Annotated in this window: 10 protein-coding genes; 6 read left to right on the top strand and 4 right to left on the bottom strand. The window is 63.5% G+C overall.

The features are described from left to right. The first annotated feature begins 69 nt into the window (after positions 1–69). On the top strand, positions 70–690 hold the full coding sequence (locus tag KBZ15_RS15995; protein WP_255016193.1) for a HupE/UreJ family protein: 621 nt from the start codon (positions 70–72) through the stop codon (positions 688–690). Positions 691–1,118: 428 nt separating this feature from the next. Here the strand turns inward: KBZ15_RS15995 and KBZ15_RS15990 are convergent, their stop codons facing one another. Continuing rightward, positions 1,119–1,523: a type II toxin-antitoxin system VapC family toxin gene (locus tag KBZ15_RS15990; protein ID WP_255016192.1), complete on the bottom strand. Its 405-nt coding sequence runs from the start codon at positions 1,521–1,523 to the stop codon at positions 1,119–1,121. Next, a complete protein-coding gene (locus KBZ15_RS15985; protein ID WP_255016191.1) occupies positions 1,523–1,747 on the bottom strand; it encodes a hypothetical protein in 225 nt (74 codons plus the stop codon). The genes KBZ15_RS15990 and KBZ15_RS15985 overlap by 1 nt, the downstream gene beginning before the upstream one ends. A 115-nt stretch (positions 1,748–1,862) precedes the next feature. Here KBZ15_RS15985 and KBZ15_RS15980 point away from each other — a divergent pair, with 115 nt between their 5' ends. Next, positions 1,863–2,123: a type II toxin-antitoxin system Phd/YefM family antitoxin gene (locus tag KBZ15_RS15980; protein WP_255016190.1), complete on the top strand. Its 261-nt coding sequence runs from the start codon at positions 1,863–1,865 to the stop codon at positions 2,121–2,123. 21 nt (positions 2,124–2,144) lie between these two features. Further along, positions 2,145–2,546 (top strand): type II toxin-antitoxin system VapC family toxin, encoded by a 402-nt coding sequence (locus KBZ15_RS15975; protein WP_255016189.1) that lies wholly within the window; start codon positions 2,145–2,147, stop codon positions 2,544–2,546. A gap of 745 nt (positions 2,547–3,291) precedes the next feature. On the opposite strand, the gene KBZ15_RS15970 is transcribed toward KBZ15_RS15975, so the two are convergent. Next, on the bottom strand, positions 3,292–3,681 hold the full coding sequence (locus KBZ15_RS15970) for a type II toxin-antitoxin system VapC family toxin (protein ID WP_255016188.1): 390 nt from the start codon (positions 3,679–3,681) through the stop codon (positions 3,292–3,294). 11 nt (positions 3,682–3,692) lie between these two features. Beyond that, complete coding sequence (locus KBZ15_RS15965; protein WP_255016187.1) at positions 3,693–3,947, bottom strand: type II toxin-antitoxin system Phd/YefM family antitoxin; 255 nt, start codon at positions 3,945–3,947, stop codon at positions 3,693–3,695. Positions 3,948–4,002: 55 nt separating this feature from the next. Here KBZ15_RS15965 and KBZ15_RS15960 point away from each other — a divergent pair, with 55 nt between their 5' ends. The 3 genes from KBZ15_RS15960 to KBZ15_RS15950 form a co-directional block, all read left to right on the top strand. Next, positions 4,003–4,410, top strand: coding sequence for a hypothetical protein (locus tag KBZ15_RS15960; RefSeq protein ID WP_255016186.1), 408 nt, complete (start codon positions 4,003–4,005; stop codon positions 4,408–4,410). 305 nt (positions 4,411–4,715) lie between these two features. Next, complete coding sequence (locus tag KBZ15_RS15955; RefSeq protein WP_255016185.1) at positions 4,716–5,012, top strand: hypothetical protein; 297 nt, start codon at positions 4,716–4,718, stop codon at positions 5,010–5,012. 19 nt (positions 5,013–5,031) lie between these two features. Then, positions 5,032–6,445 (top strand): carboxypeptidase M32 (locus KBZ15_RS15950; protein ID WP_255016184.1); only part of this gene is annotated, 1,414 nt, incomplete at its 3' end.

The raw sequence follows: 6,445 nt of genomic DNA, 5'->3' as shown, positions 1-6,445 counted from the left end.
TTGCCCCCTGAGCCAGAACACTCACCGTCATCTGCTCACCATCGTCCTCGGCGCGGACCGAGACAACCCATGAAACGCTTCACCGCCCCCCTGATCGCCACCGCAGCAGGTGCAGTCATGCTGCTGGGCACAAGTCCCGTCCTTGCCCATGGCGCCGCCGCTGGTGGGGCCATCGGTGGCTTGACCCACCCCTTGCTCGGCCTCGATCACCTGTTCATGTTGATGGCCGTGGGCACCGCCGCCTCCCTGATCTCTGCCCGCCTGTTGGTCTGGGCGCTGGCTGGGGCAGTGCTGGGTGCCGCCATCGGTCTGGCTGGCTTGAATCTTCCTTCTGCTGAAGTTATGGCGGCTCTTTCCATTTCTGCGGTGGCTGGTTTGAGCCTGCTGGCAAGCAAGGCCGTCAGGACGGCCGACGCCAATGGGTCGATCAGCATCAGGGGCGCAGTGGTTGGCGCAGTAGTTGGCTCAGGGGTTGCCATTCACGCCATGCTCCACGGCCTGGAGGCTCCGCAAGAGGGCAATACCTTGATTTGGTGGAGTGGCGCCCTGCTCAGTTCCGCCCTGGTGTGCGCTGGCACCTGCCTGCTCCTGAAGAAACTGCCCCCATCCCTTACTAAGGCAGCCGCAATCACCTTGATTGCGATTGGAGGCCTACTTGCCATAGGCCAAGTTGGTCTTTTGGCCGGTTGAAGGATCCCAGCTTTTTGGCAGGGTGGCACTAGACACTAGCCGAATGAGTCACCTCTGCCCAATCCCAGCTCATTGCGTTTATTTAGGCACTCGAGACCCAACTCACGAGACCAAACTCAACCGTGGCGGCTGGATGGGGGCGAGGCGAGGCGATGGGGACTGGGCACCACAGCTACGGCCCCTGGCAATTCCCCGAAGAGCCTATCCCCTCTATGGCGACCGCCAGAAAGTGTGCGATTGGCTGTACGTGGAAGACCAGGTAACAGCAACGCGTGCTGAGGGGCTTGGCTTTCATCATCACCCCAACCGCAGCAGTCTGCTTGCTTCAAATAGCCTTGCTGTGGTCGCATGAAAGTAATGCTGGCATGATCAGCCCGAATTCCAGGCCAATCTGTTCTCGCTGGATAAACCTGAGTCCTGGGCTGTTCTCAATCAGCCTCCGGTCGCATCAGCAGGGTCATCACTTCCACGGGGCAAAGCAGGCCGGGAGCCCGTGCCGCACGGGCGTCGGCGGTGAGCAGGGTGGCACCTAGCTGTTCGGCTAGGGCGACGTAGAGCGCGTCGTAAGCGGTGAGATTGGTACGCAGTTCCCATGCTCGCGGCCATATGTGGCGGCTGACATGTCGACGCAGGCCGAGCTGCTGGCTGGTGATTAAAGCTCGCAGGGCGTGCTGCTCAGGCAGTCGACCAGCTATCACCAGGCGGCGCAGCACCGAGAGCAGCTCGGCATCAATCAGGTCTGGTGCCTGGAGATTGGCATCCGCAAGCCGGGCACGAGCAGGGCCATCGATCAACAGCGCATCCACCAGAACCGAGGCATCCACCACCAGCATCAGTGTTCAGCGCGGCTTTGGCGTAAGACCTCGAGCAGCTCGGCGGGGTCGATCTCAACCGAGGGCAACGCTTGGAGCAGCTCGGCGTTGTCAGCACGGCGGGCTGATTCGCTGAGCTCCTGCAACGCGAAGGTGCTTAACGGCAATCCCGCGCGGTTGGCAAGCCGTTCCAGGCGTTCGGCTACATCGTCTGGGACGTGACGGATATAGAGGGTGCGCGTCATGACAGCTTCCTGCTTGCTGGTTGCTAGCAGCCTAGGGTCAGTCTTGATCGCTGGCCATGGTTAAGGCGGCCCAGCGCGGCCACTAAGCTAGCCAGATCAGCTAGCCACCAGAATCATGGATGCCACCTGGACCCTGCAGGACGCCAAGAACCGCTTCAGTGCGGTGGTGGATGCGGCCGCCCGGGGCGAGCCGCAGATGGTGACGCGCCGCGGCAAATGGGTGAGCGTGGTGCTCTCGGCCGAGGACTACCAGCGGCTGCAGCGCCTCGATGTGGCCAATGCGCCATCGCTGAACGAACTGTTGCTGCAGATGCCGCAGGACGACGAGGGTTTCGAGCGGATGCCGCTCACGCCGAGGGAGTTCCCGTGTTCCTGATTGATTTTTCTCATTGACACAATGGTGCTCTCGGAGCTGCGGCTGCGCAGGCGGGATCCGGGGGTGGTGGCCTGGATCAGCAGCCAGCGCCCGGAGGATTGTTTTCTGAGTGTGGTGAGCATCGGCGAGATCGAACGGGGCATTGCCCGCAAGCGCACCAGCGATGCCGGCTTTGCCCAGCAGCTGGCCGGATGGCTAGATCAGCTGTTGCGGTTGTATGGCGATCGGCTGCTGCCGGTGGATGTGGGGGTGGTGCGCCGCTGGGGCCTGCTTTCTGCCGAGATCGGCCACGACGGGGCAGACCTGCTGATTGCTGCCACGGCGCTCGAGCGGGGCCTCACGGTGGTGACACGCAACCTGCGGCACTTCACGCCCACGGGGGTGGCGATCATCAACCCATGGCACGAGGAGCTGGACTGTTGAACAGGCTCAGCAGTCGCTGTAGTTCCAGCGGTTGTGCGCTTAGACGGTAAGTTGGCCTCGATCAAGTCGATTTCTGAGTGCATCCAGCTGAGCCACGCGAGCTCTTTCTCAATCCGCTCTGTTCCTTTCTCGATCTGCACTCTGCCTTGCTTTGGCCTACGGCCGACTGCGTCTACAGCTGCTAGATATCGCGCCGGGGGAGGGCTGACGTGGTCATAGGAGGAGAAAAGAGCAATCAGGCCAACAACGCTGCCGGCAGATAGGTGAAAGCTCCCGCTCCCAGCAGGGCTTTGCCGTCAAACCCCAGCCCCTGCCAAGACGCCAAGCTCCACCTAGGGAGGCTCTTCGGTGCTGTCATTGATTTTGTACTGGTGTACATAATCAATGACATAGGCGCGGGAGGGGAGCAAGGCCGCGCGGTACCCGGGGTTAGGCCTTGCCAGCCAAGGGCCCCATTACTGCGGGAATTTCGTTGCCCAGAACTCCGTAATTTGGCGCTGCGATCCAGTGAATGACGCGATCATTTAGACCTGCGGCTAGGGACTGATCGAGCAAATCCCAAGCCGGTATCTGATATAGAAGGCTGCCCTGCTAAGGAGCCACGGAGTAGCCCCCATGGCGATGACGGGCCTTGACGATCGTTTCGTAGCAGCCATGGGCAAACGGAAAAGTGGAAACCAAATACCGGCCTGGCCGCAACACCCGCGCTACTTCCGTCCCGCCTAGGTGGAAACCCTGCTGGGGGTTACCAGAACAGCCGACAAGGGAAGGCTTGCAGGGCGGAGTCCAGGGTCACAAGCGTGAGCAGGGAGAGCTCGGCCTGGGCGGCCAGCAGGCGATCAAAGGGGTCGCGGTGAGCCATGGGGTAGCTACCGGCATGGAGGCCCTGTTGCAGCGTGATTGGCAGCAGATCAAAGCTCTGGGCCCTCAAGTGCTGGGGCAGGGTCTTAACGAGATCGCCCACGCCAGGCAGCTTGCCCAGGCGCACTTTGGTAGCGATCTCCCAGCCGGAGGCGGCGCTCACATGCACCGCATTGGCAGGTTCGCTGATGGCGGCATGTGCCGCAGGCGAGAGGCGATCTGGTTCAGCCAGCCACCAGAGCAGGGCGTGGGTATCGAGCAGGAGCTGGGTCATCACGTGTCTGGTCAGAGCAGGAGCTGCTCCAGGGCGTCAAGCTCCTCATCCGGCAGGGCCTCCAACATCACCTCCGGAGGCGGCAAAGTCACGCTGGTAGCCAGCACCCCGGCCTGGCGGCGGGGGTGAGACAGCTCGAGAGGCACCAGGCGAGCCCAGGGCTTGCCGCCTTTGGCCACCAGGATCGTTTCACCGTCATGGGCGGCATCGATCAGCCTTGAGAAGTGGGTTTTGGCCTCATGCACGTTCACAACACGTTCATCCACGGAGCTCAACTCCAGCGACCAACACCTTAGTCCACCTGTGGACCAAGCAGGAGTGATGGGGTTACCCCAGTGGCAGGCGGATTTCAGTCGGGCGGCCCTGCTCAAGCGTCGCTGGCGCAACCAGGTGCGACTGGTAAATATCTGCAAGGGCGGGGCGGCCCTGCTGGCCAAGGAGCTGCCGCCTGAGCTCTGGGGAGGAAGACTGGGATTACCCCGATTCGGTGGAGACGCGCCGAACGCAGGTCCGCAGGCCGGCTCGGAGGGTTATCGGGAGCTGGCCAATCGCGCCCTACTGGAGTGCCGTCCTGGCCTGTTAATTGCCTGGCTCGATGCCGAGCATTGGGCCGATGCCATTGGTGTGAAGCTCGCTGCTGTGGTGCAGCGATGGAGCAGGAGAAGCTGGCCTGCAGGAGCTGGAAAAGCGTTGCGCGCAGCTGGAAGAACAGCTGGCTCAGGAACGTGATCACGTCGCGATGCTGAATCGCTACATCAAGCAAATGGAAAAGGAGCTCGACCATTTCATGGCCAACCACGAACGGGCGGCAACGCTGGCCGAGCGGCTACCGCTGTTGCTGCAGCGAGCTCGTCAGCAGCTGGGAACCTGCTCAGCCCCACACCCTTAAATCATTTCTTACTAGTTCCAAGCCCCGCGGCATTGAAAGCTACCGCCGGGCTGGAATTGCTACGGTCAGATCAATAAGGCGATCGGGGGAGCCTGACCACTGCCCTGATTCCTCGATCCCCCAGCCTGAGCTCTGCAGACCGTCGATGTCATTACCCCCTGAATCGGGTGAAGCTGAGCTCCAGCAACGGTTGCAACAACTGATCGAAGAACAGGGCGATCAGCCACCGCCGGCCACCCGCCGATCGGCCCGCTGGATCAGGAAATCAGCCAATCCCATTGGCCTGGGGCTGGCAGTGATGCTGGCCCTGACGATCGGGGTGCAACTCGGCGCGATGCCCTGGCGCTTTCGCCGCGAAATTTGGCAGCTCCAGGGGGCCGTGGTGGGCGTGGCCCTGGGCGTGCTGATCGGCCGCTTCAGCGCCGGACGCCCCGATGATTGATTCCAGCAAACCTCCCCCCATGTCCGCAGCTGGTTCAGCCTTCGCCCAGCTTCACCAGCACCTGCACCACACCCGCCTGCTGGGTTCGATCAGCAGCGCCCTCTACTACGACCAGAACACGGTGATGCCGGCGGCCGGTGCCGCCTGGCGGGGGGATCAGCTGGAGCTACTGGCTGGCCAGCTGCACGAGCGCCAGAGCAGCGCGGAATTTGGCGATCTCCTTGCCGCTGCCGAGGCCGAGCTCGAGGCCGAGCTAGGGGCCGATGCTCCGCCCGAGCGGCGCCGCAACCTTGAGCTGCTGCGCCTGGAGCTGGAGCGCCAGCGCAGTCTTGACCCCCAGCTAGTCCAGGCCCTGGCCAAGGCCCAGTCCCGCGGCAATGCCATCTGGCAAGACGCCCGCGCCCGCAACGATTTTTCGGCCTTTGCCCCGGCCCTGCAGGAGCTGATTGCCCTGCGCCGCCAGCAGGCCAGCCAGCTGGTGTCCGCCGAACCAATGGCCCGCAGCCCCTGGGAAATCCTGGCCCAACCCTTTGAGCCAGACATCAGCAAAACCAGGCTGGAGCAGCTGTTTGCACCCCTGAAAGCAGAGCTGCCGGTGCTGCTGGAGCAGGTGGCTGCCATGGGCAACCCCCAGCCAGCCGCCGATCTGCCCGAGGCCCTGCAGGAGCAGCTCTGCGCCGAACTCCTCGACAGCTGGGGCTACGACCCGCAGCGCTGCCAGCGTGCCCGCTCCGCCCACCCCTTCTCCTGCACCCTGGGTCCCCAGGACTTCCGCATCACCACCCGGGTGGTGCCAGGCCAGCCGCTCTCGGCCTTCCTGGCCACTGCGCACGAGTGGGGCCATTCGCTCTATGAGCAGGGCCTGCCCCGCGGCGATGACCATTTTTTCCCCTGGCCGCTGGGGGAGGCCACCTCGATGGGGGTGCATGAATCCCAGTCGCTCTTTTGGGAGTGCCGCGTCGCCCGCAGCCAGGCCTTCGCCGAGCGCTGGCAGCCCCGTTTCCAGGCTGGTCTAGGTGCCGATCCCTGGGGAGGGGCCCGGGGCTTCTGGCGCAGCCTCAACCCACTTGCTCCCGGCCTGATCAGGGTGGAGGCCGACGAGCTCAGCTACTGCCTCCACATCGTGCTGCGCTTTGAGCTGGAGCTGGCCCTACTCGAGCAGGACATGCCCGTGGAGGACCTCCCCCAGCAGTGGAACCAGCGGATGCAGGAGCTGCTGGGAATCCAGCCGCAGACTGACTCCGAGGGGTGTCTGCAAGATATTCATTGGGCAGAAGGCCTGTTTGGTTATTTCCCCAGTTACGCCCTGGGCCACCTGATCAGTGCCCAGCTGGCCGAGGCGATGGAGACCGATCTGGGCGGGGCCGGCGCCATTGCGGGAGCCATCGCCGCGGGCCAGGAGGAGCGGCTGCGCAGCTGGCTGGCCATGGGGG

The organism is Cyanobium sp. BA20m-p-22, assembly GCF_024346275.1.
In the GTDB taxonomy this organism is placed as follows: Bacteria; Cyanobacteriota; Cyanobacteriia; order PCC-6307; family Cyanobiaceae; genus Cyanobium_A.
The sequence above is the reverse complement of the archived record's forward strand: the minus strand, read 5'-3'. Positions and strand labels throughout refer to the sequence as shown.

Bases quoted from the DNA above. Each gene is read 5' to 3' on its own strand.
- KBZ15_RS15995 (WP_255016193.1), top strand. From the start codon at position 70: ATGAAACGCTTCACCGCCCCCCTGATCGCCACCGCAGCAGGTGCAGTC.
- KBZ15_RS15990 (WP_255016192.1), bottom strand. From the start codon at position 1,523: ATGCTGGTGGTGGATGCCTCGGTTCTGGTGGATGCGCTGTTGATCGAT.
- KBZ15_RS15985 (WP_255016191.1), bottom strand. From the start codon at position 1,747: ATGACGCGCACCCTCTATATCCGTCACGTCCCAGACGATGTAGCCGAA.
- KBZ15_RS15980 (WP_255016190.1), top strand. From the start codon at position 1,863: ATGGATGCCACCTGGACCCTGCAGGACGCCAAGAACCGCTTCAGTGCG.
- KBZ15_RS15975 (WP_255016189.1), top strand. From the start codon at position 2,145: ATGGTGCTCTCGGAGCTGCGGCTGCGCAGGCGGGATCCGGGGGTGGTG.
- KBZ15_RS15970 (WP_255016188.1), bottom strand. From the start codon at position 3,681: ATGACCCAGCTCCTGCTCGATACCCACGCCCTGCTCTGGTGGCTGGCT.
- KBZ15_RS15960 (WP_255016186.1), top strand. From the start codon at position 4,003: ATGGGGTTACCCCAGTGGCAGGCGGATTTCAGTCGGGCGGCCCTGCTC.
- KBZ15_RS15955 (WP_255016185.1), top strand. From the start codon at position 4,716: ATGTCATTACCCCCTGAATCGGGTGAAGCTGAGCTCCAGCAACGGTTG.